The organism is Streptomyces sp. NPDC002055 (assembly GCF_040296705.1).
Lineage (GTDB): Bacteria > Actinomycetota > Actinomycetes > Streptomycetales > Streptomycetaceae > Streptomyces.
This window is the reverse complement of sequence record NZ_JBEOXS010000018.1, coordinates 31,151-55,840: the sequence shown is the minus strand read 5'-3', so window position 1 is coordinate 55,840 and position 24,690 is coordinate 31,151. Positions and strand designations below refer to the sequence as shown.

At 72.6% G+C, this 24,690-nt stretch carries 20 protein-coding genes; 10 read left to right on the top strand and 10 right to left on the bottom strand.

Going from position 1 to position 24,690, the window contains the following annotated elements; all coding sequences use genetic code 11:
• Positions 1-2: 2 nt before the first annotated feature.
• The 4 genes from ABT112_RS13775 to ABT112_RS13760 all read right to left on the bottom strand — a co-directional run bounded on the left by ABT112_RS13775 (position 3) and on the right by ABT112_RS13760 (position 3,209).
• On the bottom strand, positions 3-482 hold the full coding sequence (locus ABT112_RS13775) for an NUDIX domain-containing protein (protein WP_351509026.1): 480 nt from the start codon (positions 480-482) through the stop codon (positions 3-5).
• An 85-nt stretch (positions 483-567) separates the two neighbouring features.
• Positions 568-1,455, bottom strand: coding sequence for a LysR family transcriptional regulator (locus tag ABT112_RS13770; protein WP_351509024.1), 888 nt, complete (start codon positions 1,453-1,455; stop codon positions 568-570).
• Positions 1,456-1,661: 206 nt separating this feature from the next.
• On the bottom strand, positions 1,662-2,798 hold the full coding sequence (locus ABT112_RS13765; RefSeq protein WP_351509022.1) for a cystathionine gamma-lyase: 1,137 nt from the start codon (positions 2,796-2,798) through the stop codon (positions 1,662-1,664).
• A gap of 33 nt (positions 2,799-2,831) precedes the next feature.
• Positions 2,832-3,209: a phage holin family protein gene (locus tag ABT112_RS13760; protein ID WP_351509020.1), complete on the bottom strand. Its 378-nt coding sequence runs from the start codon at positions 3,207-3,209 to the stop codon at positions 2,832-2,834.
• A gap of 45 nt (positions 3,210-3,254) precedes the next feature.
• Here ABT112_RS13760 and ABT112_RS13755 point away from each other — a divergent pair, with 45 nt between their 5' ends.
• The 4 genes from ABT112_RS13755 (at position 3,255) to ABT112_RS13740 (ending at position 5,408) form a co-directional block, all read left to right on the top strand.
• Positions 3,255-3,572: a cupin domain-containing protein gene (locus ABT112_RS13755; RefSeq protein ID WP_351509145.1), complete on the top strand. Its 318-nt coding sequence runs from the start codon at positions 3,255-3,257 to the stop codon at positions 3,570-3,572.
• A gap of 132 nt (positions 3,573-3,704) precedes the next feature.
• On the top strand, positions 3,705-3,923 hold the full coding sequence (locus ABT112_RS13750) for a DUF5326 family protein (RefSeq protein ID WP_351509018.1): 219 nt from the start codon (positions 3,705-3,707) through the stop codon (positions 3,921-3,923).
• A gap of 273 nt (positions 3,924-4,196) precedes the next feature.
• Positions 4,197-4,922 (top strand): IclR family transcriptional regulator, encoded by a 726-nt coding sequence (locus ABT112_RS13745; RefSeq protein WP_351509015.1) that lies wholly within the window; start codon positions 4,197-4,199, stop codon positions 4,920-4,922.
• 48 nt (positions 4,923-4,970) lie between these two features.
• Complete coding sequence (locus tag ABT112_RS13740; RefSeq protein WP_351509011.1) at positions 4,971-5,408, top strand: SsgA family sporulation/cell division regulator; 438 nt, start codon at positions 4,971-4,973, stop codon at positions 5,406-5,408.
• A 19-nt stretch (positions 5,409-5,427) separates the two neighbouring features.
• Here ABT112_RS13740 and ABT112_RS13735 read toward each other — a convergent pair whose 3' ends face one another.
• A complete protein-coding gene (locus ABT112_RS13735; RefSeq protein WP_351509010.1) occupies positions 5,428-6,747 on the bottom strand; it encodes a YibE/F family protein in 1,320 nt (439 codons plus the stop codon).
• A gap of 358 nt (positions 6,748-7,105) precedes the next feature.
• On the opposite strand from ABT112_RS13735, the gene thiC reads away from it, so the two are divergent.
• The gene (gene thiC, locus ABT112_RS13730; protein ID WP_351509007.1) at positions 7,106-8,887 is read left to right on the top strand and encodes a phosphomethylpyrimidine synthase ThiC; all 1,782 of its coding nucleotides are present in this window, start codon (positions 7,106-7,108) and stop codon (positions 8,885-8,887) included.
• 116 nt (positions 8,888-9,003) lie between these two features.
• Here thiC and ABT112_RS13725 read toward each other — a convergent pair whose 3' ends face one another.
• The 4 genes from ABT112_RS13725 to ABT112_RS13710 form a co-directional block, all read right to left on the bottom strand.
• Complete coding sequence (locus ABT112_RS13725) at positions 9,004-9,633, bottom strand: hypothetical protein (RefSeq protein WP_351509005.1); 630 nt, start codon at positions 9,631-9,633, stop codon at positions 9,004-9,006.
• Between the two features lie 366 nt (positions 9,634-9,999).
• Positions 10,000-10,845, bottom strand: coding sequence for a hypothetical protein (locus ABT112_RS13720; RefSeq protein WP_351509004.1), 846 nt, complete (start codon positions 10,843-10,845; stop codon positions 10,000-10,002).
• A gap of 185 nt (positions 10,846-11,030) precedes the next feature.
• On the bottom strand, positions 11,031-12,170 hold the full coding sequence (locus ABT112_RS13715) for a metallophosphoesterase (protein ID WP_351509002.1): 1,140 nt from the start codon (positions 12,168-12,170) through the stop codon (positions 11,031-11,033).
• 244 nt (positions 12,171-12,414) lie between these two features.
• Entirely contained in the window at positions 12,415-13,515 is a 1,101-nt protein-coding gene (locus ABT112_RS13710) for a LacI family DNA-binding transcriptional regulator (protein ID WP_351509000.1), read from the bottom strand.
• Between the two features lie 394 nt (positions 13,516-13,909).
• Between ABT112_RS13710 and hisC the strand changes: the two genes are divergently transcribed.
• The 5 genes from hisC (at position 13,910) to ABT112_RS13685 (ending at position 23,543) form a co-directional block, all read left to right on the top strand.
• Entirely contained in the window at positions 13,910-14,989 is a 1,080-nt protein-coding gene (gene hisC, locus ABT112_RS13705; RefSeq protein WP_351508998.1) for a histidinol-phosphate transaminase, read from the top strand.
• Between the two features lie 432 nt (positions 14,990-15,421).
• Complete coding sequence (locus ABT112_RS13700; RefSeq protein ID WP_351508996.1) at positions 15,422-16,930, top strand: cytochrome ubiquinol oxidase subunit I; 1,509 nt, start codon at positions 15,422-15,424, stop codon at positions 16,928-16,930.
• An 18-nt stretch (positions 16,931-16,948) separates the two neighbouring features.
• Complete coding sequence (gene cydB, locus ABT112_RS13695) at positions 16,949-17,950, top strand: cytochrome d ubiquinol oxidase subunit II (RefSeq protein ID WP_351508993.1); 1,002 nt, start codon at positions 16,949-16,951, stop codon at positions 17,948-17,950.
• Positions 17,951-18,020: 70 nt separating this feature from the next.
• Positions 18,021-21,656, top strand: coding sequence for a thiol reductant ABC exporter subunit CydD (cydD, locus tag ABT112_RS13690; RefSeq protein WP_351508992.1), 3,636 nt, complete (start codon positions 18,021-18,023; stop codon positions 21,654-21,656).
• Positions 21,657-21,665: 9 nt separating this feature from the next.
• Positions 21,666-23,543 carry a GAF domain-containing sensor histidine kinase gene (locus tag ABT112_RS13685; RefSeq protein ID WP_351508990.1) on the top strand — a complete coding sequence of 626 codons (1,878 nt, stop codon included), beginning with the start codon at positions 21,666-21,668 and terminating at the stop codon, positions 23,541-23,543.
• A gap of 154 nt (positions 23,544-23,697) precedes the next feature.
• On the opposite strand, the gene ABT112_RS13680 is transcribed toward ABT112_RS13685, so the two are convergent.
• Complete coding sequence (locus ABT112_RS13680) at positions 23,698-24,609, bottom strand: Cof-type HAD-IIB family hydrolase (RefSeq protein ID WP_351508988.1); 912 nt, start codon at positions 24,607-24,609, stop codon at positions 23,698-23,700.
• Between the last annotated feature and the right edge of the window lie 81 nt (positions 24,610-24,690).

Sequence of the window (24,690 nt, the reverse complement as noted above, 5' to 3'; positions counted from 1 at the left end):
TATCAGCCCAGGTCGGGGGCGTGCATCGCGCGCACACCCTCGATGTTGCCGTCCAGGTAGTGGCGCAGCGACAGCGGGACGACCTCGACCGAGGCGATGCCCACCCGGCTGAACGGGATGCGCTCCACCGCGTACTCCCCGCACGGCTCCTCGACCTCGGGCCCGTGCCGCCGGGAGAGGTCCAGCGATTCGAGCCGGCAGACGAAGAAGTGCTGCACCTTCACTCCGGTCACCCCGCCGTCGGTGATGTGCTCGACGGTGTCGACGAAGACCGGGACGACGTCGGTGACCTTGGCGCCGAGCTCCTCGTCCACCTCGCGGTGGAGGGCGTCGACGACGGTGGCGTCCTCCGGTTCGACCCCGCCGCCCGGGGTGATCCAGTAGGGCGGACACCCGGGCTTGGTCCGCTTGATCAGCAGCATCTCGTCACCGTCGAGCAGGATGGCGCGGGCGGTTCGCTTGACCACGGGTCGTTCGGTCATGGGAGAGATGTCGCCCGGCCGGGGCCCTCCGAAACGTTTGCGGAGGCGGCCCTTCCCACCGGGGCAGGCGGTGTCTGTCCGACGGTCACCAGTCCACCGCGGCGCGCAACAGCCAGTCGTGCGCCCGGGCGATGTGCGGCAGCCCGAGGGTGCCGGTCCGCACGGCCAGGAAGTAGGTGCGCAGCGGTGGCACCGGCGGGTCGAGCAGCGCGACGACCTCCCCGGTGTCCAGCGCGTCCTCGCAGAGGTAGCGGGGGAGCACGGCCATCCCGGCCCCGGCCGCCACACAGGTCAGCACCGCGCGCAGATCGGGGGCGATCACGGTGCCCGGGGCGGCGGGCTTCGCGTCGAAGACGGCCGCCCAGTAGCGGGAGACCAGCGGCAGGCTCTCGTGCACCTCGACCACCGGGAGCTGTTCCAGCGCCGGTAACCCCCGCGCCTGGACACCGCCGTAGGCACCGATCCGGGCCGCCCAGCGGGGCGCGGCCACCAGGACGTGCTCCTCGTCGCAGAGCGGAGTCGCGGTCAGCAGACCGCCGCGGGGGCGGGCGGTGGAGATGGCCAGATCGTGATGTCCACAGGCGAGTCCGTCGAGGGTCTCCTCCGCGCCGCCGAAGACCGTCCGGAGCGCCGGCCCCTGGGCGAGCAGCGGCATCAGGGCGGGCAGCACCCGCAGCGCGGTGAACTCGGGCGGGCCCGCGAGGTGGAGGGTGTGCCGGGCCGGGCCGTCGGCCCCGGTGATCTCCACCAGGGCGTCGAGGTGCGGAGCCACCCGGTGGGCCAGCTCGTCGCCGACGCCGGTGGGGGTGACGCCACGGGCCCGGCGGAGGAAGAGGGGGCGGCCGAGCTGCCGTTCCAGGGCGCGTATCTGGCCGGTGACGGCGGGCTGGGAGAGACCGAGCAGGGCGGCGGCGCGGGTGAACGACCCCGCCCGGTGCACGGTCACGAAGGTACGGAGCAAGGTCAGGTCCATGCCGACCCTCCGTTCGCCGACGCGGACAGTCCGTCAACTATAAGAATGCCGATAGGCCTGTGTCGCTACGGTGATTGGACACTGACGCAGAGTCAACTAGCCTGGAATCCGCGGTTCGTTGTTCATTGAACCGGGACGGCTCGAGCCACGAGGGGGGAGGCTCGAGCCGTCCGTCGCCGGTTCACCGGCCGCGGCGCTCGGGTCGGTTACGGAGTCGCCGCCTCCGCGGACGCATCCAGCGCCCGCAGCACATCCGCCACCAGGTCCTCGGGGTCCTCGGCGCCGACCGAGAAGCGGATGAAGCCCTCTGGCACCGCGTCGCCGCCCCACCGGCCGCGCCGCTCCGCGGTGGACCGCACGCCACCGAAGCTGGTCGCGTCGTCCACCAGCGACAGCGCGGCCAGGAACCGTTCGGCCCGGGCCCGGTCCGCCAGCACGAAGGACACCACACAGCCGAACCGGCCGCCGCGCATCTGCCGGACCGCGACCGCGTGGGACGGGTCGCCGGGCAGACCGGGGTGGCGCAGCCCGGTCACCTCGGGCCGGCCGCGCAGCGCCTCGGCGAGCACCAGGGCGGTCGCGGCCTGCCGGTCCACGCGCAGGTGCAGCGTGGCCAGCGAACGGTGCGCCAGCCAGGCCTCCATCGGACCGAGGATCGCCCCCGCGGTCCTGCGCCACCGCCTCACCTCCGCGGCACGCTCCGGATCGCGGCAGGTGACGTAGCCGAGCAGCACATCGCCGTGCCCGGTCAGCGCCTTGGTGCCGCTGGCGACCGAGAAGTCCGCGCCGAGGTCCAGCGGCCGCTGGCCGAGCGGGGTGGCCAGGGTGTTGTCCACCGCGACCAGGGCCCCGGCCGCGTGCGCGGCGTCCGCCAGGCGGCGGATGTCGCACACCTCCAGCCCGGGGTTGGACGGTGTCTCCAGCCACAGCAGCTTCGCGCCGTCGAGCAGCGCGAGCTGGGCGTCCCCGGCGGTGGGCGCGGTGCGCACCTCGACGCCGTACGCCTCCAGGCGCTCCCGGACCAGCGGCAGTGCCTGGTAGCCGTCGTCCGGCAGCACCACGGCGTCCCCGGACCGCAGCTGGGAGAGGAGGACCGCGGAGACGGCGCCCATCCCGGAGGGGAAGGCGACCGTCGTGACCTCCTCTCCCGGGGCCTCCAGCTCGCCGATCGCCCGCTCCAGCCCGGTCCAGGTCGGGTTCTCGTCGCGGCCGTAGGTGTACGGGCCGACGGGGTCGCCCGGCAGGTGGTAGTGGGCGGCGAACACCGGTCCCGGCAGGCTCGGCTCGTACGGCACGGGCTCGGGCAGGCCGGCCCGCACCGCGCGGGTTCCGTCACCGGTCATGGGCTCTCTCCCTGCTGTTCCGGTCATGGGTGATCAGTCGTCGTCGGGCAGGACCAGGTGCAGCGCCCAGGAGACGATCGAGACGATCAGGCCGCCGACGACCGCGGTCCAGAAGGTGTCCACATGGAAGGTGAGGCCGAGCTCGCCCGCAAGCCAGGAGGTGAGCAGCAGCATCAGGGCGTTGATCACCAGGATGATCAGCCCCAGCGTGAGGATGAACAGCGGGATCGACAGCAACTTGACGACCGGCTTGACGACGAAGTTCACCAGCCCGAAGAGCAGGGCGACGAGTATCAGGGTGAGTGCTTGGCGGCCCGTGCCGGTGCCGGGCAGGGTGATGCCCTGGAGCAGCCAGATGGCCACAGCCAGGGCACCCGCGTTGGCGAGCGTCTTGACTACGAAGTTCTTCATGGTGGGATCGTCGCAGAGAGAACCTGAAGCTAAAGGGGTGGAGTGGTGAAGGCCTTCCGGCTGGAAGAACTGGAGGCGGAGCGGGCCGCCAACGACGGGGCATACCTACAGTTCCTTCGCGAAAGGAACATGTCGGTCGGGCTCTACGCGCTGGACGCCGGCACCACCGATCCCCAGAGCCCGCACCGGCAGGACGAGGTCTACTTCGTGGTCAGCGGCCGGGCCTCGATCACCGTGGGGCTTGAGACCACCCAGGTGGCCCGGGGCAGCGTGGTGTACGTGCCCGCCGGAGTGCCCCACAAGTTCCACCACATCAGCGAGGACCTGCGGGTCATGGTCGTCTTCTCTCCGCCGGAGAGCTGACCCGAGCCGCCCGGACCCGTAGGGGGCCGCTCCGGGACGGACGGGGGGCGCGGGCCGTCCGCCGGGCGCCCCGCCCGCCTAGCATCGAAAGCAACCCGGACGACCGGGACGACGAGTGGAAGCGGGACGGTCATGGGAGTCAAGGAGACCTTCAGGGGCATGCCGTGGTGGGTGAAGTGGGTCGCGGTGCCGGTGCTGGCGCTCGTCGTCTTCGGCGGGCTGATCGGGACGGTGCTCGGCGTCGTCATCCATCTGCTCTTCAAGATCCTGGTGTTCGTCGCGCTCGTCGCCGGGCTCGTGTACGTGGTGCGGAAGTTCACCTCCTCCACCTCCTCCCGCGGCGACGCGTGACGCGGGCGTCCCTCCGGGGGCGGCCCGGGCCCAGGGCCCGTCCGGACGCCAGACCCTGGACCCCGGACGCCGGACCCCAGGTCCCGCCGGATCCGGCCGGTGGGCCGGACGGCAGGCCCTAGCCCAGCCGGGCGACAGCCGGAAGGAATCCCTCCTGTCGCCGCCGCCCTCCGGTTACAGTGCCGACGGCCGACGCTGGGGGTGTCATTGGCTACGGTGCACACGGACGGGGCTTCCGCGGACGGGGCCTCCCCTCCGACACTGATCGGGTCCGTGCAGCGCGCGCTGCGCCTCCTCGAGGCGGTCGGGAACCACCGCGACGGGGCCCCGGCGAAACAGCTCGCGCGCGAGGTCGGGCTGCCGCTGCCCACCGCCTACCACCTGCTGCGCACCCTGACCCACGAGGGCTATCTCCGCCGTGAGCAGGGGGTGTTCGTCTACGGTGAGGCCGCCGCGAGCCTCGGCACCAGCGGTGAGCGGCAGCGCGGCCGGGCCGGCGTCACGGACGCGGTGCGGACCCTGAGCCGCCGGCTCGGGGTCCCGGTCTACTTCGCCGTCTACCGCGAGGGCGAGATCGACGTGGTGGCGGTGGCCGACAGTCCCCAGGCCCCGGCGGTCGAGGAGTGGGCGGACTTCCGGGAGACCGGGCACGCCCACGCGATCGGGCAGTGCCTGCTCTCCCAGCTCGACGAGGACGCCCGGCGCGACCACCTCTCCCGCCATCCGGTCCGGGCGATCACCCCGTACACCGTGCGTGACCAACGCGCCCTGGCGGAGCGGCTGGCCGCGGTGCGCCCGCGGCAACCGGTCGTCGAACGGCAGGAGTACGCCCTCGGTGCGGTCTGCGCCGCGCTGCCGATCACCGCCGGTTCGGCGGCGGCCACCATGGCTCTCTCGCTCCCGTCGGACCAGGCGGAACGGCTCCGGCCGGTCGTCGAGGAGCTCCGGTCCGGGATCGGGGAGCTCCTCACCACCTGGGCGCTCACTATCAGTATCTGAAAACTCACTCCTTGTGATCTTTCGGGGCGGTGATGGACGATGTCCCGCATGCGCGACGCGATCCAGGCAGAGCTGATGATGAGCTTCCTCGTCTCCGAGGAGCTGTCGTTCCGTATTCCGGTGGAGCTGCGGTACGAGGTGGCGGATCCGTACGCCGTCCGGCTCACCTTCCACCTCCCCGGGGACGCCCCCGTGACCTGGGCCTTCGCCAGGGAGCTGCTGCACGACGGCCTCGTCGCGCCGGTCGGTGACGGAGATGTGCACATCCGTCCCCAACTGCCGGGTTTCAGCACCGATGTGCTGATCCGGCTTCAGGTCGGGGAGGACGGAGCGGCGTTCCGCGTCGGTGCCGCACCGCTGATCGCCTTCCTCGACCGCACCGAACGGCTGGTCCCGCTGGGCCGCGAGCCGTGGTGCGCCGATCTCGAAGGCGGCCTGGAGGCGGCCCTGGAGGACATCCTCGCCACCGAGCGGAACGCCGGCTGAGTCGCCCGCCCCCGGATCGTCAGCGCTTGCGGCGGCGGCCCCGCCCCGTCCGCTCCGGAACCGCCCCGTCCGCCTCCGCGGCCGCGGGGCGGTCCGCCGAGACGACCAGCGCGGCCAGGACCGTGGTCACCGGCACCGACGCCACCAGACCGATGCTGCCCACCAGCGTCCGCACGATCTCCTCTGCGACGATCTCGCTGTTCGCGACCGTCCCCACACTGCTCTGCGCGACCGAGAACAGCAGGAGCAGCGGCAGCGCCGCGCCCGCGTAGGCCAGCACCAGGGTGTTGACCACCGACGCGATGTGGTCCCGGCCGATGCGCAGACCCGCCCGGTAGAGCCGGCGCGCCGACATCGACGGATCCGCCTGCTTCAGCTCCCACACCGCCGAGGTCTGCGTCACCGTCACGTCGTCGAGCACGCCCAGCGAACCGATGACCACCCCGGCCAGCAGCAGACCGCTCAGATCGATGCCCGGGAACAGGCCGTGGATCAGCCCCGTCTCGTCCGAGGTGTTGCCGGTCAGCCGCGCCCAGCCGATGAACAGCGAGCCCAGCAGGCCGATCAGCAGCAGCGAGATCAGCGTGCCCAGCACCGCCACGGACGTCCGGGCGCTGACGCCGTGGCACATGTAGAGCGCGATCAGCATGATGGCGCTGCTCCCCACCACCGCCACCACCAGCGGATTCGAGCCTTGCAGGATCGCCGGCAGGATGAACAGGGACAGCACCGCGAAGCTCACCGCGAGCGCGATCAGGGCGAACAGGCCCCGCAGCCGGCCGACGGCCACCACCGCGATCGCGAAGATGCCCGCGAGCAGCGCCATCGGGACCGTCCGGTCGGCGTCGGTGACCGAGTACTGCAACTCCCGCGGTGCGTCCGGGGCGTACGCCACGACGACCCCCTGCCCGGCGTCCAACTGGCGTGGCGCGTCCGGCTGGACGATCTCGTCGAACTTCCGGCCCTTGTCCTTGCCGGAGGTGATCTCCACGGTCGCCTTCTTGCACGAGCCGCCGTCCCGGCCCGCACCGCCCTGCCCCGGTGGGGGCTGCTGCTCCGGCCCACCGGAGGCGGGCGGCTGCTGGGACCCGCCGCCCGCGGCGGCACAGCTCACCGTCGTGACGGTGAGGACCCGGCCCGACTCGGTCTTCCGGTCGAAGCCGACCCCGGAGGGTTTGTGGTCCGGCACACCGCCCGGCCACAGGACGACCAGCCCCGCCACCACGGCCGCGGCGAACGGGATCAGCACCGCCGCGATGACCTTGCGGAGGTGCCGGGAGACGGGCACGGCGGGACCGTGGCTGTGGGTGTGCGCGTGGGCATCGGGTGATGGGGTCACCGCCCGATCATCGCAAGAGCGGGAACGAGCGGAACCCCCGCCGCCGGTACTCGCGGGTACGGCCGACGCCGTACCCGGCCGGCCGCGCCCCGCCGCACGCCGCGCACACCGGGCCGTGCGCAGGGCAGTTCGGCGAGCGGGAACCGGGGGAGCGCCCGGGCCCGGACCGCGCCCCCGCAGCCCCCCTTTTCACCTTCCGGAACGAACCGTTAACGTGAGGGCACTTTGCACACGCGGGAGCTCGGAGCACCGGGCTGAGAGGGCGCTGACGGACGGACCCGGGGGGAACCCCGGACCCCACAGCTGCGTCGACCGCCGAACCTGTTACCGGGTAATGCCGGCGTAGGGAGTAGGTCTCATGACCATCCAGGATGCACACACGCCTGCCTCGACTGCGGACGAGGCGAAGACGATCGGGTGGCACAAGGGCTACCTGACCGGATCGCGCCCCGACCTCAGGGTCCCGGTGCGGCAGGTGCACCTCACCAACGGCCGGGACGTCACGCTGTACGACACCTCCGGCCCGTACACCGACCCGGCCGTCGACACCGACGTGCGCCGCGGACTCGCGCCGCTCCGGGAGAACTGGATCATCGGCCGGGGCGACACCGAGGAGTACGCCGGACGGCCGCTGCGCCCCGAGGACGACGGCATCAAGCACACCGCGCCGCGCGGCGGGCTGAAGAACCTCGACGCCGTCTTCCCGGGCCGTCCGCGGCAGCCCCGCCGGGGCCGGGACGGCGCCGCGGTGACCCAGCTCGCGTACGCCCGGCGCGGGGAGATCACCGCGGAGATGGAGTACGTCGCGCTCCGCGAGAACGTCTCCCCGGAGGTGGTGCGCGAGGAGATCGCCGCCGGACGTGCGGTGCTCCCCGCCAACGTCAACCACCCGGAGACCGAGCCGATGATCATCGGCAAGCGGTTCCTGGTGAAGGTGAACGCCAACATCGGCAACTCCGCGGTCACCTCCTCCATCGAGGAGGAGGTGGAGAAGATGACCTGGGCCACCCGCTGGGGCGCCGACACGGTCATGGACCTCTCCACCGGCCGCAACATCCACACCACCCGCGAGTGGGTGCTGCGCAACTCCCCCGTCCCGATCGGCACCGTCCCCCTCTACCAGGCACTGGAGAAGGTCGACGGCAAGGCCGAGGAACTGACCTGGGAGATCTACAAGGACACCGTCATCGAGCAGGCCGAGCAGGGTGTGGACTACATGACGGTCCACGCCGGCGTGCTGCTGCGCTATGTCCCGCTCACCGCCCGCCGCAAGACCGGCATCGTCTCCCGCGGCGGCTCGATCATGGCCGCCTGGTGCCTGGCGCACCACAAGGAGAGCTTCCTCTACGAGAACTTCGAGGAGCTCTGCGACATTCTGGCGACCTACGACGTCACCTTCTCACTGGGCGACGGGCTGCGCCCCGGCTCCATCGCGGACGCCAACGACGAGGCGCAGTTCGCGGAGCTGAGGACGCTGGGCGAGCTCAACTCCGTGGCCAAGTCCCGCGGCGTGCAGACGATGATCGAGGGCCCGGGCCATGTCCCGATGCACAAGATCAAGGAGAACATCGACCTCCAGCAGGAGATCTGCGAGGAGGCGCCGTTCTACACGCTCGGCCCGCTGACGACCGATGTGGCGCCCGCGTACGACCACATCACCTCGGGCATCGGCGCCGCGATGATCGCCTGGTGGGGCACGGCGATGCTCTGCTACGTCACGCCCAAGGAGCACCTGGGCCTGCCGGACCGGGACGACGTGAAGACCGGTGTCATCACGTACAAGATCGCGGCGCATGCGGCGGACCTCGCCAAGGGGCATCCGGACGCGCAGGCGTGGGACGACGCGCTCTCCGACGCCCGGTTCGAGTTCCGCTGGGAGGACCAGTTCAACCTGGCGCTCGACCCGGACACGGCGCGCGCCTACCACGACGCGACCCTCCCGGCGGAGCCCGCCAAGACCGCGCACTTCTGCTCCATGTGCGGTCCGAAGTTCTGCTCGATGAAGATCAGCCGGAGCATCACCGAGCAGTTCGGCGGTGACTCCGGCGCCGATCCGGCGGAGATCGAGGCGGGGATGCTGGAGAAGTCCAAGGAGTTCGCGGCGAGCGGGAACCGGGTCTATCTGCCGCTGGCGGACTGACGGCGCCCGCACGCCCCGCGCCCGCACATCCCGCACCCGAACGCCCCGCGCCCCCGGGCCCGTCCACGGACGGACCGGGGGCGCGGCGTCGGTCCGGTGTCCCGGTGCCGCCGGCGTCAGGAACCCACGCCCGCCAGCTCCGCGACGGCCTCCCGCGCTGCCGTGATGGCCCCCTCGCGCATCGTCCCCGACGACGGGGCCGTGCTGTGCTCGAAGTCGCTGCCGTTGTACGTGACGGTGACCACCGCGTTCTTCGCACGGACGGCCACCACTGTCCTCCGGGTGGGCTGGCCGTCCTCCTTGGTGACCTCCGTGCCCACCGACGCCTGGTCGCCCAGGTCCGGTACGGCCGTCGGCTGCCGGTGCCCGCCGTACACCGCACCGGCCGTCCGGCTCCGCTCGCCGGCCGGAGAGACCTCGTACGCCACGTCGAGCCACCGGTAGTCGAAGCCCTGCAGCGCATGCCACGAACAGCCGGAACGCCGCCGGGCATCGGTGCTCCGGATCTCGGAGCCGTTCGTTCCGGAGCCCGGCACCAGCTTCTCGACCGTCTTCGCCGAGAGCGCGCCGCACGGGGCGGGCGGCTTGTCGAAGCCGGAGGGGGCCGACTTCAGCGACGGCGCGGAGTCGGATGTTGCCGCGGGACGCGTGGCCCCGGACGGATCACCGGTCAGGCCCCAGCCCGCGGCGGCGAGCACCGCGACGGGCAGCAGGCGGGCGGCCAGCGTGACAGGGAGAGACAGCACAGCGGTGTTCTCTTCGGTCGTGACGGCGTGAGGTCGTGACGGCGTGAGGTCGTGACGGGGTGCAGTCCTGCAGTGGTGCAGTGGTGCAGTGGTGCACTCGTGACGCGTACGGGGAACCGAGCCTGCCATACGAATCCGGCCACGAACAGACGTTCCGGTGACGAGGTCGTCTCCACCCGGTGGCCGACGGTCCGCGGCCGGTGCCCGCGCGGAGCGCCGGGCGGCCGCCGTCGTGCAGGTCGGCCGCCGTCGTGCAGGGCCGTGCCGCGCGGAGCGACGGAGCACCGGCTTCCGGCCACCGCACCGTCACTCCGGCCACCGCACCGTCACTCCGGCGGGTGCACCGTCATTCCGGCAGGTGCACCGTCATTCCGGCGGGTGCTCCGGCCCGCCGTACTCCGGGCTCGTGTAGCCGGGGCTGTTGAAGCGCGGGCGGCTGTCCTCCGGCCCGGCCTCGGCCGCCGGACTGCTGAACCCCGGCCGGGAGTAGCCCAGATGCGGCGTGCGCGAGACTGGCTCCGTCCGCTCGCCGTCCCCGTCGGACGACGCCGCCGGGCCGGCCTGGGCCTCCCGGAGGAACGGCAGCAGCCCACGCTCCAGCAGCGCCCGCCGCCAGGCCTCCCGGGCCTCGCCGACCACGGTGGCCCGGTCCTCCTCCGCGGTGGCCCGCACCGAACTCGCCCCGTTCCGGAGCGCGGTGAGCAGCAGCCCGGCCATGGCGACCACGATCCCGGCGGCGGTCAGCGCCGCGAAGGCCCAGCCCGCGCCGATCAGCGGACCGGCGACGGACGATTCCGTGCTCAGGGCGCGCAGCGAGAAGCCGAGCAGCAGGAAGATGACCGCCGCGATGCCCGCCAGCACCGGGGCCAGCACCGAGACCACCGCCAGCAGCCCCGCACCGGAGGCCTCGGCCGCCTCGCCCATGGCCGCGGCAAGCCCCACCGCCCCGCGGTCCTCGCCGTGCCGGGGTTCGGGCACGGCGGCCGGAGCGCGCTGCTCGTCGCGCACCTTGACGTAGTGCCGGTACTCGGTGGCGGCGCAGGCGGAGATGGCGGTCGCGGCCGCGAGGGCCATCGTCCGGAGCTGTTCACTGCTGAGCGGTGGTCCGAGGGCGGCCGGATCCTGCCGCTCACTCGCGGTGCGCAGCGCCTCGCCGAGGACCCGCTCGAACTCCGGACGGTCCTCGGGAAGCAGATGCGGAGCGCTGTTCATGTGCGTCCCCCGATGCTCCGTAGGCCGGCGTGCCGGCTCTCACCGGGCAGTTGGGCGGAAACGGAGGAGAGCCTGCTACGGATAAACCGATGGTAGAGCGCTTCCGGCGGACCGTGACAGGGAGTTTCCGGAAAATGGCCGTTCTGTGCGCGCGCAGTATGTCCCCGCGCCGCACCCGATATGCGTCAATCGGCCAGCGGGAGCTGGACGACCAGAAGCTTTCCGGCCATGGTGACGCCGCCGTCCATGGCGATGGCCAGCCCGTCGGCGTAGATGTGCGGCCCCTCCACATCGGGAGCCGCGGGCTCCTCGCCCTCCTCCGCGCCCACCTCGCCCAGCAGATACGGGATCGGGCTGTGGCCGTGCACGATCCGCTGCCCGCCGTAGGCCGCGAGCAGTTCGTGCACCGCCTGCGGCCCGGCCTCGTCGCGGAAGGCGAAACGCTTGGTGAACTTGCGGAAGAGATCCCAGCATTCATCGGCGTCGCTGCGCTGGAGGATCTCGGTGACGCGGTCGTTGACGGCCTCGACGGAGTCGCCGTACTCGAGGTACGCGGTGGTGTCGGAGTGCACGAGCAGATGCCCGTCCTCCTCCACGACGGCGTCGAGCCGGGACATCCACTGCAGGTGGTGGTCCTCCAGCCGCTCCATGTCGTTGCGCTGGCCGCCGTTGAGCAGCCAGGCCGCCTGGAAGGAGGCGGTGCCGGCCCCGGAGTTGACCGGGGTGTCGCCGAACCGCTTGGCGCCGATCAGCAGCAGTTCGTGATTGCCCATGAGGGCCTTGCAGTAGCCGCCCGCCGCGGCGGCCTCGGCGGAGAGCCGCATCACCAGGTCGATGACGCCGATGCCGTCGGGGCCGCGGTCGGTGAAGTCGCCGAGGAACCAGAGACGGGCGTTGTCCGCGGCCCAGCGGTCCTCGGAGTCGATCAGCCCCTGGGCGGCCAGCGCCTCGCGCAGTTCGTCGAGGTAGCCGTGGACGTCGCCGACGACGAAGAGCGGGCCCGGTCCGTCCGCGGCGCTCGCGGCGCCCTGCGGCGCGAGCACCGTGTCGACGACCGTGTCGGTCCGGGTGACCGGGTGGAGGTCCATGGTCGCCGCGTCCTCCACGGTCATCCGCCGGATCACCGGGAGATCCCGCTCGGTCGGGGTGTACTCCGGCGGAAGATCCACCGGAAGCGGGACGGGCACCGGCCCCGGGGCCGGCGGCGCCACGGGGGCATGCGCGGGTACCGACTGCATGCCGTGCGTGGGCACGGGCGGCATGCCCACCACGGCCCGAACCGCGGGTCCCTGACCGGCCCCCTGAGTCATTGACCCCTCCACCATCGCGACGCCGTGCACCGGTCGGACCTGCCTGGTCGGCGGCGGTCCGCGGTGTCGTGCGCCCATCATAGGAATGCCGCTCGCAGGTTGTGACGCACCAGGGGGCCGTCAATCGCGGTGGCGGCCATGATCGTCGGGCATTTCTCCCGAAATGACCCGGTCATGCCGCGCGCGGGATGACCCGGAAGGTTCCTGCACCGGGCAGGTCCGGCCGTCCTGTGCCACACCTGCCCACCCTGCCACGTGATCAGTCTCCCGGCGCCGGGCGCGGGGCGCTCACCGTGGTGCGCGGCGGACGCCGCTGCGAGGACGCCCGCACGATCAGCTCCGTCGGTATCACCTGCTCCACCGGACGTTCGGTCTCCAGGCCCTCGATGGCGTCGATGAGCAGTTGGACGACGGCGGTGCCGATCCGCCGCGGCTTGAGGGAGAGCGTGGTCACCGGCGGGTCGGTGGCGGAGTAGACGGTCGACTCGCTGCAGCAGACGAGCAGCAGGTCCTCGGGGACCCGTAAGCCGTACCGGTGGGCGGCGGCGAGCAGATCGGTGCCGTTGGGGTCGAACAGCCCGTAGACGGCGTCCGGCCGGTCGGGGCGGGCGAGCAGCCGGTCGGCCGCGACCGCGCCGGCACACGGGTCGTGCGCCGGGTACTCCTCGTACACCGGCTCCTGGCCGACCCGTTCGCACCAGGAGAGGTACGCGGTGGTGGACAGCCGGGTGTAGGTGTCCGTGGTGGTGCCGGTGAGCAGGCCGATGCGGCGCGCCCCGGCGTCGGCGAGATGGTCGAGCAGGCCGAGGACGGCGGCCTCGTGGTCGTTGTCCACCCAGGCGGTGACCGGCAGCGAGCCCGCGGGCCGGCCGTCGGAGACGACGGGGAGTCCCTGCCGGACCAGTTCGCTGACCATCGGGTCGTGGTCCGAGGGGTCGATGACGACGGTGCCGTCGAGGGCGACGTTGGACCACACGTCGTGACGGGAGGTGGCCGGGAGGATGACCAGCGCGTAGCCGCGGGCGAGCGCGGCGGAGGTGGCGGCGCGGGCCATCTCGGCGAAGTAGGCGAATTCGGTGAAGGTGAAAGGTTCATCCCCGTACGTGGTCACGGTCAGGCCGATCAGGCCGGACTTACCGGTACGGAGGGTGCGGGCGGCGGCGGACGGGCGGTAGCCCAGCCGGTCGGCGACCTCGCGGACATGGCGGCGGGTGGCGTCGGGGAGCCGTCCCTTGCCGTTGAGTGCGTCGGAGACGGTCGTGATCGATACGCCGGCGGCGGCGGCCACGTCCCGGATACCCGCCCGTCCCAGCCGGCGGCCGGTCGACCGGCTCACCTGGTGCTTCCCTGCTGCTGTCATGGCGAGCCGATAGTAGGGCCCGGGCGGGCGGTGATCGGCAGTCGGCCGACCGAGACGCGCAGGCACGTTTCTGCATGAGCGACTTCGGTAACTGGCTGGGATATGAAGGTAGTTGAGGTGTGCGGGTGCGCTCCCGTCGGGAGCGGGGTCCTCTTGCCTGCCGATTGCCCGGTGTCCCGGAGCGGGGGCAACTCACCCCCACGGGGGACGCGCGCTACGGAGCGAGCCACCGGCGCGCGCCATCACTTCACGCGCCCGAGGCGGGTGGCCCACCGGCACGGCCCGGCACCGCGCCCCGGGCCGGAAGCCGGGTCCTTCGGCAGGGGACCGGGGTGGACGGGCCTCATAGGGTGGGGAGTACTGCTGCTGCACGGACGGTCGAGGAGGACCCGCGGTGACTGAGAAGACCCCGAAGCTGCGTGAGGTGCTGGACGGCATCCCGACCTACAAGCCGGGCCGGCCGGCCGCCGCGGACGGGCCGGTGGCGTACAAGCTGTCCTCCAACGAGAACCCCTACCCCCCGCTCCCGGGGGTCATGGAGAGCGCCCTGGCCGCTGCCGGATCGTTCAACCGCTACCCGGACATGGCGTGCACCGGGCTGCTGAACGAGCTGGCCGAGCGGTTCGGGATCCCCGTGGAGCACCTGGCGACCGGCACCGGCTCGGTGGGGGTGGCGCAGTCCCTCATCCAGTCCACCGCGGGCCCCGGCGACGAGGTGATCTACGCCTGGCGGTCCTTCGAGGCGTACCCGATCATCACCCGGATCAGCGGCGCGACCCCGGTGCAGGTGCCGCTGACCGACGGTGAGGTGCACGACCTGGACGCGATGGCGGAGGCGATCACCGACCGGACCCGGCTGATCTTCGTCTGCAACCCGAACAACCCGACCGGGACCGCCGTCCGCCGGGCCGAGCTGGAGCGCTTCCTCGACCGGGTGCCCGGCGACGTCCTGGTGGTGCTGGACGAGGCGTACAAGGAGTTCATCCGCGACCCCGAGGTGCCGGACGGGCTGGAGATCTACCGGCACCGGCCCAACGTCTGCGTGCTGCGCACCTTCTCCAAGGCGTACGGCCTGGCGGGGCTCCGGGTCGGGTTCGCGGTGGCGCACGAGCCGGTGGCGGCGGCGCTCCGGAAGACGGCGGTGCCCTTCGGGGTGAGCCAGCTCGCGCAGGACGCGGCGGTCGCCTCGCTGCGCAGCGAGGACGAGCTGCTGGGGCGGGTGGGCTCGCTGGTCTGCGAGCGGAACCGGGTGTCGCAGGGGCTGGCCGAGCAGGGCTGGACCGTTCCCGACTCGCAGGCGAACTTCGTCTGGCTGCGGCTCGGGGCCCGGACGGCCGAGTTCGCGGAGGTGTGCGAGCGGGCGGGCGTGGTCGTCCGGCCGTTCCCGGGGGAGGGCGTCCGGGTGACGATCGGCGAGACTGAGGCCAACGATCTGTTCCTGCGGGCGGCGGAGCTGTTCCGCAAGGAGCTCTAGGCCGGCGCGCGGGGCTCAGGTCACCGTGCGGGGCCCCGGGGGCTCCGCACGGAGCTCTGGTTCTCCGTGCGGAGCTCTCCGCACCTGGGCTCCGAGCTCCGCAACGGGCTCCGGGCCATGCATCCGGAGCTCCGCAAGAAGGCATCTCTGGCCACATCCGGGCAACGGCGGCCCGGGACCGGTGCTGCGGGTACCGGTCCCGGGCCGCGCGCATGAGGCGGGGAGGCCGCTCCGACCTGCGGTTCCGCTCTCCTGGGCAGGATCGGCGGACCGGTCGGGCGGCCTGGGGGACCCCCCGTGAAACCCGGGCGAACGCGTAGGCGATAATTACTTGTGAATGTGAACGCGTTCACAAGCGTGTCCTGATCATCCCGGAATGGGCTGCTTCAGTGGGCAGACTGCCTGTGACCACGGCGAGTAAGGAGAGACGACGTGGACCTGGCTCTGGCGCCCGAGACTCTGGCGCGATGGCAATTCGGCATCACCACCGTCTACCACTTCCTCTTCGTCCCCCTCACGATCTCCCTCGCCGCCCTCACGGCGGGCCTGGAGACGGCCTGGGTGCGCACCGGCAAGGAGAAGTACCTCAGAGCCACGAAGTTCTGGGGCAAGCTCTTCCTGATCAACATCGCCCTCGGTGTGGTCACGGGCATCGTGCAGGAGTTCCAGTTCGGCATGAACTGGTCGGACTACTCGCGCTTCGTCGGTGACGTCTTCGGGGCCCCGCTCGCCTTCGAGTCGCTGATCGCGTTCTTCTTCGAGGCCACCTTCATCGGCCTGTGGATCTTCGGCTGGGACAAGCTGCCCAAGGGGATCCACTGCGCCTGCATGTGGACGGTGTCGTTCGGCACCCTGGCCTCCACCTACTTCATCCTGGCCGCCAACTCCTGGATGCAGCACCCGGTCGGCTACCGGATCAACCAGGCGAGCGGGCGGGCGGAACTCGTCGACTTCTGGCGGGTGATCAGCCAGAACACCACGCTGGTCGTCGTCTTCCACACCCTCACCGCCGCCTTCCTCACCGGCGGCGCCTTCCTGGTCGGCATCGCCGCGTACCACCTGGCCCGCAGGAAGCACGTGCCGGTGATGCGCACCTCGCTCCGCCTCGGACTGGTCACCCTGGTCGTCGCGGGGCTGCTCACCGCGATCAGCGGCGACCAGCTGGCCAAGGTGATGTTCAAGCAGCAGCCGATGAAGATGGCCGCGGCCGAGGCGCTGTGGGAGACGGAGGCACCGGCCCCGTTCTCGGTCTTCGCCTACGGAGACGTCGACAAGGGCCACAACGACGTCGCCATCGAACTCCCCGCCCTGCTCTCCTTCCTCGCCGAGGGCGACTTCTCCTCCCCCGTGCCCGGGATCAACGATGTGAACAAGGCCGAGGAGGCCCGGTACGGGCCGGGCGACTACCGGCCCAACATCCCCGTCGCGTACTGGGGTTTCCGCTGGATGATCGGCTTCGGCATGACGTCCTTCGCGATCGGCGCCGCCGGACTCTGGCTCACCCGGAAGAAGCGCTGGCTCGCGCCGGAACTGCGCACCACGGAGGACGAGGTGCCACGGCTCGCGGTGACCAAGAGCCGGGCGCTCGGCCCGAAGCTGAGCGGCTGGTACTGGCGGATCGCCCTGCTCACCACCGGCTTCCCGCTGATCGCGAACTCCTGGGGCTGGATCTTCACGGAGATGGGACGCCAGCCCTGGGCGGTCTACGGCGTGCTGCGCACCTCCAGCGCCGTCTCCCCCGGCACCTCGCAGACCGAGGTCCTCATCTCGATGACCGTCTTCACCCTTCTCTACGCGGCCCTCGCGGTGGTGGAGGTCGGGCTGCTGGTCAAGTACGTCAAGGCCGGGCCCCCCGAACTCACCGACAGCGACCTCGAACCCCCCACCAGGATCGGCGGGCACGACCGCGACGCCGACCGGCCCATGGCCTTCTCGTACTAGGAAGGGAGCGGACCGAGCATGGAACTCCACGACGTCTGGTTCGTCATCATCGCCGTCCTCTGGGCCGGCTACTTCTTCCTCGAGGGCTTCGACTTCGGGGTGGGGGTGCTCACCGGGGTGCTCGCACGGGACCGCCAGGAGCGGCGGGTGCTCATCAACACCATCGGGCCGGTCTGGGACGGCAACGAGGTCTGGCTGATCACCGCGGGCGCGTCGACGTTCGCGGCCTTCCCCGAGTGGTACGCCACCCTGTTCTCCGGCTTCTATCTGCCGCTGCTGCTCATCCTGGTCTGTCTGATCGTCCGCGGCGTGGGCTTCGAGTACCGGGCCAAGCGCAGCGGCGAGCGCTGGCAGACCAACTGGGAGCACGCGATCTTCTGGACCTCGCTGCTGCCCGCCTTCCTCTGGGGCGTGGCGTTCGGCAACATCGCGCACGGCGTGAAGATCGACGCCGACAAGGAGTACGTGGGCACCCTGCTGGACCTGCTGAACCCGTACGCGCTGCTGGGCGGGGCGGTGACGCTGTTCCTCTTCACCTTCCACGGCGCGGTCTTCACGGCGCTGAAGACGGTGGGGGACATCCGGGTCCGGGCGCGGCGGCTGGCGACCCGGCTCGGTGCGGTCACGGTGCTGCTCGCGGCCGGCTTCCTGGCCTGGACGCAGGCGCACTCCGGGGACGGGGCGAGCCTGGTCGCCCTGGTCGTGGCGGCCCTGGCGCTGGTCGCGGCCGTCGGCCTGAACACCGTGGGCCGGGAGGGCTGGGCGTTCGCGCTCTCCGGACTGGCGATCGTGGCGGCCGTGGCGATGCTCTTCCTCACGCTGTTCCCCGCCGTGATGCCGTCCTCGCTCAACCCGGCCTGGGACCTCACCGTCAGCAACGCCTCCTCCACCCCCTACACCCTGGGGATCATGACCTGGTGCGCCGCGATCGCGCTGCCGCTCGTCGCGGTGTACCAGGGGTGGACGTACTGGGTGTTCCGCAAGCGGATCGGCACCCAGCACATCGCCGGATCGCACTGACCCCGCACGGACCGCAGGGCCACCCCGACGCACGGACCTGCGCTCGACTGGACCCGCGAGGACGTTTCACGTGAAACCTGTGGACCCGAGGCTGCTCCGGTACACCCGCGCCACCCGCACCTTCCTGGTCGCGGCGGTGGCGCTGGGCCTGGCCGGAGCGGTCCTGGTCATCGGCCAGGCCATGCTCGTCGCCGAGGTGGTGGTCGGGGCCTTCCGTCAGGACCTGACGGTGCACGAGCTGAGCACACCGCTGCTGCTGCTCGCCGCGGTCTCCGTGGGGCGCGGTCTGGTCGCCTGGCTGACCGAACTGGCGGCGCACCGGGCGAGCGCTGCCGCCCGGTCCGAACTCCGGACCCGGCTGCTGGAGCACACCGCACGGCTCGGGCCGGAGTGGATCAGTGGCCGGCGGACCGGTGAGCTCACCGCGCTCGCCACCCGGGGCATCGACGCGCTGGACGACTACTTCGCCCGCTATCTGCCGCAGTTGGGGCTCGCGGTCGTCGTGCCGGTGGCCGTGCTGGCCAGGATCGTCACCGAGGACTGGGTCTCGGCGGCGGTCATCACCGGCACGCTGCCGCTCATCCCGCTGTTCATGGTGCTGATCGGCTGGGCCACCCAGTCCCGGATGGACCGTCAGTGGCGGCTGCTGTCCCGGCTGTCCGGACACTTCCTCGATGTCGTCGCCGGGCTGCCCACTCTGAAGGTGTTCGGCCGGGCCCGGGCCCAGGCCGAGTCGATCCGCGCGATCACCGACGACTACCGGCGGGCGACGCTGCGCACCCTGCGGATCGCCTTCCTCTCCTCCCTCGCCCTGGAACTGCTCTCGACCCTGTCGGTGGCGCTGGTCGCGGTCGGCATCGGCATGCGGCTCGTCCACGGTGACCTGGACCTCTTCACCGGCCTGGTGGTGCTGATCCTGGCGCCGGAGGCCTATCTGCCGCTGCGCCAGGTGGGCACGCAGTACCACGCGGCGGTCGAGGGGCTGACGGCCGCGGACGAGATCTTCACCGTGCTGGAGACCCCTCCGGCCGACGGCGGAACCCGGCCCGCCCCCGACGTCCGGCGGGCGACGCTGCGGCTGGAGGGCGTGACCGTATTCCACCCGGGGCGGACGGAGGCCTCGCTCCGGTCGGCCTCCTGCACCGTGTCGCCCGGGGAGACGGTGGCCGTCGTCGGTCCCAGCGGGGCCGGCAAGACGACCCTGCTGAACACGCTGCTGGGGCTGACCGCGCCGACCGCCGGACGGATCCTCGTCGACGGCACGGACCTGGCGGAGACCGACCGGGCGAGCTGGTGGGCGCAGATCGCCTGGGTGCCGCAGCGGCCGCACCTCTTCGTGGGCACGGTCGCCGACAACGTCCGCACGGCCCGGCCGGACGCCGACGACGCGGCGGTGCGGGACGCGCTGGAGGCGGCGGGGGCCCTGGAGTTCGTCACCGCGCTGCCGGACGGCCCGGCGACGCTCCTCGGCGAGAACGGTGCCGGGCTCTCGGCCGGTCAGCGGCAGCGGATCGCGCTGGCCCGCGCGTTCCTCGCGGACCGCCCGCTGGTGCTGCTGGACGAACCGACGGCGCATCTGGACGGGGCGACCGAGGAGGCGGTCGCCGCGGCGGTCGGCCGGCTGTCGCGGGGACGCACCGTCCTCCTGGTCGCCCACCGGCCCGCGCTGCTGCCGCTGGCCGACCGGGTGCTGGAGCTGCCGGGGGCGCCGGACCTGGCGGGGGCGCCGGTCCTGACGGGTGAGCCGGACCCGGCGGGGGCGCCGGATTCCACGGGGGTGGCGGAGCTCATGGGGGCGCCGGTCCTCATGGGGGCGCCGGACTCCTCGGGGGCTTCGGGAGAGGACGAGGAGGCGCAGGTCCGGGAGGCGGGAGCGAGCCGTGCCGCCGTCCGGGAGGCGCGGGTGGAGGGTGCGGCCGGGCCCGGGCCGGCCGGCGGCGACGCCCTGGCCTGGGTGCGCCGCACCGCACGGGCCCGGCGCGGGCGCTTCCTGCTCGCCCTGCTGCTCGGCAGCCTGGCGCTCGGCAGCGCCGTCGGCCTCATGGCGGTCTCCGGCTGGCTGATCTCGCGCGCCTCCGAACAGCCGCCCGTGCTCTATCTGATGGTCGCCGTGACGGCCACCCGGGCCTTCGGGATCGGGCGTGCCGTGTTCCGCTACGCCGAACGGCTCGTCGCCCACGACGCCGTCTTCCGGATGCTCGCCGCCCTGCGGGTGGCCGTCCACACCCGGCTCGAACGGCTCGCCCCCGCCGGGCTCGGCGGGACCCGCCGGGGCGACCTGCTCTCCCGGCTGGTCGCGGACGTCGACTCGCTCCAGGACTACGTGCTGCGCTGGCTCCTGCCCGCCGCCACCGCCCTGCTCGTCGGCGCCGGCTCCGTCGGCTTCACCGCCTGGCTGCTGCCCGAGGCCGGCGCCGTGCTGGCCGGCGGACTGCTGGCGGCCGGCGTCGGAGTGCCACTGCTCTCCGCCGCCCTGTCCCGCCGCGCCGAGCGGCGGCTCGCACCGGCCCGCGGCGCGCTCTCCGCACGGATCGTCGATCTCTTCACCGGCGCCGCGGAACTGACCGTCGCCGGTGCCCTGCCGGCCCGGACCGACGAGGTGCGCCGCACCGACCGGACCCTGACCCGGATCGCCGCCCGGTCGGCCGCCGCGGCGGGCGCCAGCGCCGGACTGTCGGCGCTGATCTGCGGCCTCACCGTCGCCGCGGCCGCCTGGACCGGGGTGCGGGCGGTGCAGGACGGCCGGCTCGACGGCGTCTGGCTGGCCGTGGTCGTGCTGACGCCGCTCGCCGCCTTCGAGGCCGTCACCGGGCTGCCGCTCGCCGTCCGCCACCGGCAGCGCACCCGCCGCGCGGCCGAACGGGTCCGCGAGGTCCTGGACGCCCCGGACCCCGTCCGCGAGCCCGAGCACCCGCTGCCGGTGCCCGCGGCGCCCTTCCCGCTGACCGTACGGAACCTGACCGCCCGCCACCCGGGCCGGTCCGCCCCCGCCCTCGACGGTCTCGACCTGGACCTCGCGCCCGGCCGCCGGATCGCGGTCGTCGGCCCCTCCGGCGCGGGCAAGACCACCCTCGCCCACGTGCTGCTCCGCTTCCTCGACCCGCACACCGGCACCTACACCCTCGGAGGGGTGCCCGCCACCGGGCTCGACGGGGACGCCGTCCGCCGGATGGTCGGCCTCTGCGCCCAGGACGCCCATGTCTTCGACAGCTCACTGCGCGAGAACCTGCGGCTGGCCCGGCCGGGCGCGAGCGAGGAGGAACTGCGCGCCGCCCTCTCCCGGGCCCGCCTGCTCGACTGGACCGACCGCCTCCCCGACGGCCTGGACACCCCGGTCGGCGAGCACGGCGCCCGGATGTCGGGAGGACAGCGCCAGCGCCTCGCACTCGCCCGGGCCCTGCTCGCGGACTTCCCCGTCCTGGTGCTCGACGAGCCCGCCGAACACCTCGATCTGCCGACCGCCGACGCGCTCACCGCGGACCTGCTCGCGGCGACCGAGGGCCGGACGACCCTGCTCATCACCCACCGCCTGGCCGGGCTGGCGGCCGTCGACGAAGTGATCGTCCTGGCGGACGGCCGGGCCGTCGAACGCGGGCCGTACGAGCGGCTGGCCGCCGCGGACGGCCCGTTCCGGCGGATGCTCGACCGCGAGCACGCCACCGACGGCGACCATCATCGACTTTCCCCGGCACAGGGGACTCACTAGGCTCGGCGTATGTCGGCCTCGGCAGGATCCGTCGATCCTCCGCCCTCCCGGCACGACCCGGGAGCCGGTGGTGCGGGGGCAGGACACCCGGGCGCCGGCCTGCGGACCGGGGACGCGCCGGACACCGCGCCGGGGCAGGGGCAGGGGCCGCCACCAGGACGGGCGGCGACGCCGAAGGGCCGGGAGCAGGGCTCCACGGTCGCCGAGGAGACCGCCCGCAGCCTCCAGGAACTGCCCGAGGAACTGACCGTCCGTCTCCCCCGGCTGCTGGAGGCCATGGTCTCCGTCGGCACCGGACTGCACCTGCACAGCACCCTCGACAGCATCCTCGAGACCGCGGCCAGCCTCACCGACGTCCGCTACGCCGCGATCGGCGTCATCAACGACGAGCGCGACGGCCTCGCCGACCTGGTGAGTTACGGCATCTCCGAGGAGGAACGGGAACGCATCCGCCGCCTCCCGGACGGCGAGAAGGGCATCCTCGGCACCCTGGTCGACGACCCGGTGCCGATGATGCTGGCCGACCTGGGAGCCCCCGCGCGCACCACCGGCTACCCGCCGCACAACGCGCTGCTCGGCGACTTCCTCGGCATCCCCATCCGGGTGGGCGGCGAACTGTTCGGCAACATCTACCTCGCCGAGAAGCGGGACGGCGGCGAGTTCAGCGTCTACGACCTGCACATGATGAAGGTGCTGGCCACCGAGGCCGGCATCCAGATCGGCAACGCCCGGCTGCACGAGGCCACCAAGCAGCGGCAGCGCTGGATCGAGGGCGCCAACGTCCTCACCACCGCCCTGCTCTCCAGCACCGAGTCCCGCACGGACGACGCGCTCGCCATCGTCGCCGAGCAGGGCCGCAAACTCGCCGACGCGGCGGCCGGGGTGGTGCTGCTGCCGTACGAGAACGGCGGCCTGGAGATCGTGCAGGTCTCCTCCGACCTCCCGGAGCCGTTCGAGGAACTGGGCGTGGTGATCGACCCCAGCAGCCCGGTGTACGAGGAACTGGTCGCCGGGCTGCCCGTGTTCGTGGACGACTCCGCCACCGACACCCGGATGACGACCCCGGTCTCCGCCTTCTACGGGCCGGTCATGCTGCTGCCGCTGCGCAGCGACGACCGGGTGCTGGGCACCCTCGCGCTGGGGCGGCTGCGCGGGGCCAGGAGCTTCACCGAGACCGAACGCACCCTCGCCACCCAGTTCGCGGCGCAGGCCGCGCTGGCCCTCGTCCTCGCCGAGGCGCAGCGCGACCGCGAACGGCTGGCCGTCTACGAGGACCGCGACCGGATCGCCCGGGACCTGCACGACCTCGTCATACAGCGCTTGTTCGCCACCGGGATGATGCTGGAGAGCGCCCAGCGCCGGGCGGAGGACCCCGAGCTGCAGTCCGGGATCAGCACCGCCGTGGACGAGCTGGACGTCACCATCCAGGAGATCCGCACCGCGATCTTCGCCCTGCAGCAGGGCCCGGTCGAGGCCCCCGCGGGCCTGCGGACCCGTATCGAGCGGGAGATCAACATGGCCGCGGTGCCGCTGGGCTTCCGGCCGTCGGTGCGCTTCCTCGGCGCGGTGGACGCCCGGGTGGGGGAGCTGACCGGCCGGAACATGATCGCCGCGCTGCGGGAGGCCCTGTCGAACACCTTCCGGCACGCCGGCGCCACCCGTCTGGAGATCGTGGTCGACACGACGGAGAAGCTGCCGGACGGTCAGGAGGGCGTACGGCTCACGGTCGCCGACGACGGCGTCGGCATCCCCGAGGGCGGCCGCCGCAGCGGACTGAGGAACCTCGCCAAGCGGGCGGAGTCACTGGGCGGTTCGAGCTGGTACGGGCCGGGCATCGGGGAGGACGGCGGCGGCACGAGCATGGTGTGGGAGGCACCGCTCCGGTAGATGCCGGCTGTGGGGGCGCTGCGGATTCGGCTGCTGCTCCGTTGCGTGCTGTTGCTGTTGCTGTTGCTGTTGCTGTTGCGGCGGCGGCGGGCGGTCGGACGGCGGGGCGCGGTGCTGTGGGCTGCCGGGCCCGGGCCGCGGGTGGGCCTTTTCGTCACCGGGGGCGCTGGGCCGCCAGGATCTCCTCGATGACGACGGCCACGCCGTCCTCGTTGTTCGCCACCGTGCGGGCCGAGGTGGCGGCCAGCACGTCCGGATGGGCGTTCGCCATCGCGTACGACGTCCCGGCCCAGGACAGCATCTCCACGTCGTTCGGCATGTCGCCGAAGGCCACGACCTCCTCCGGAGCGATGCCCCGCTCCGCGCAGCAGTGCGCGAGGGTCGCCGCCTTGCTGACGCCCCGGCCGCTGATCTCCAGCAGCGCGGTCGGGCTGGACCGGGTGAAGGACGCGTGCTCCCCGGCCGCTTCCCGGGCCAGGGCCAGGAACTCGTCCGGTGCCAGCCGGGGGTGGTGGGCCAGCAGTTTGAGCACCGGCTGGTCCGAGCCCTCCCAGCCGGGGGACAGCAGCTTCTCGGCGGGGCCGATGGTCGCGACCGGGTCGATGTAGAAGGGCGGGTACTCCGGCTCGTAGTGGATCCCGGTGGTGAGCTCCACGGCGAAGGACGTGCCGGGTGCGGCGGCGCGCAGGGTGCCGACGACGGCGAGCGCGTCGGACCGGTCCAGCGGCCGGACGGCCAGGAACAGGCCGTCGCGGTGCAGGTCGATCACGGCGGCGCCGTTCGCGCAGATCGCCATGCCGTGGCCGTGCACATGGTCGCTGACCACGTCCATCCAGCGGGCGGGCCGGCCGGTGACGAAGAAGACCTCGATCCCGGCCCGCTCGGCGGCGGCCAGCGCCGCGACGGTGCGCTCCGAGACCGACTTGTCGTCGCGCAGCAACGTTCCGTCGAGATCCGTGGCGATCAGCCGGACGCGCCCCCCGGGAAACGCGGACGGGCGGACTTCCGGCAGCTGCGGCTCGGGCGGGCGCTCGGTGGCTGAGGTCACCGGTCCATCTTCCCGCATGCTCGTGCACAAGCGTGTGAGGGGGTGCACATATGGGCACCCGCCGTGTGCGAGTGATGACGGACCGCACGGGCGTCGGGA

Coding starts and splice junctions, on each gene's coding strand:
- ABT112_RS13775 (WP_351509026.1), bottom strand. CDS start 482: ATGACCGAACGACCCGTGGTCAAGCGAACCGCCCGCGCCATCCTGCTC.
- ABT112_RS13770 (WP_351509024.1), bottom strand. CDS start 1,455: ATGGACCTGACCTTGCTCCGTACCTTCGTGACCGTGCACCGGGCGGGG.
- ABT112_RS13765 (WP_351509022.1), bottom strand. CDS start 2,798: ATGACCGGTGACGGAACCCGCGCGGTGCGGGCCGGCCTGCCCGAGCCC.
- ABT112_RS13760 (WP_351509020.1), bottom strand. CDS start 3,209: ATGAAGAACTTCGTAGTCAAGACGCTCGCCAACGCGGGTGCCCTGGCT.
- ABT112_RS13750 (WP_351509018.1), top strand. CDS start 3,705: ATGGGAGTCAAGGAGACCTTCAGGGGCATGCCGTGGTGGGTGAAGTGG.
- ABT112_RS13740 (WP_351509011.1), top strand. CDS start 4,971: ATGCGCGACGCGATCCAGGCAGAGCTGATGATGAGCTTCCTCGTCTCC.
- thiC (WP_351509007.1), top strand. CDS start 7,106: ATGACCATCCAGGATGCACACACGCCTGCCTCGACTGCGGACGAGGCG.
- ABT112_RS13720 (WP_351509004.1), bottom strand. CDS start 10,845: ATGAACAGCGCTCCGCATCTGCTTCCCGAGGACCGTCCGGAGTTCGAG.
- ABT112_RS13715 (WP_351509002.1), bottom strand. CDS start 12,170: ATGGTGGAGGGGTCAATGACTCAGGGGGCCGGTCAGGGACCCGCGGTT.
- ABT112_RS13710 (WP_351509000.1), bottom strand. CDS start 13,515: ATGACAGCAGCAGGGAAGCACCAGGTGAGCCGGTCGACCGGCCGCCGG.
- cydB (WP_351508993.1), top strand. CDS start 16,949: ATGGAACTCCACGACGTCTGGTTCGTCATCATCGCCGTCCTCTGGGCC.
- ABT112_RS13685 (WP_351508990.1), top strand. CDS start 21,666: ATGTCGGCCTCGGCAGGATCCGTCGATCCTCCGCCCTCCCGGCACGAC.
- ABT112_RS13680 (WP_351508988.1), bottom strand. CDS start 24,609: ATGCGGGAAGATGGACCGGTGACCTCAGCCACCGAGCGCCCGCCCGAG.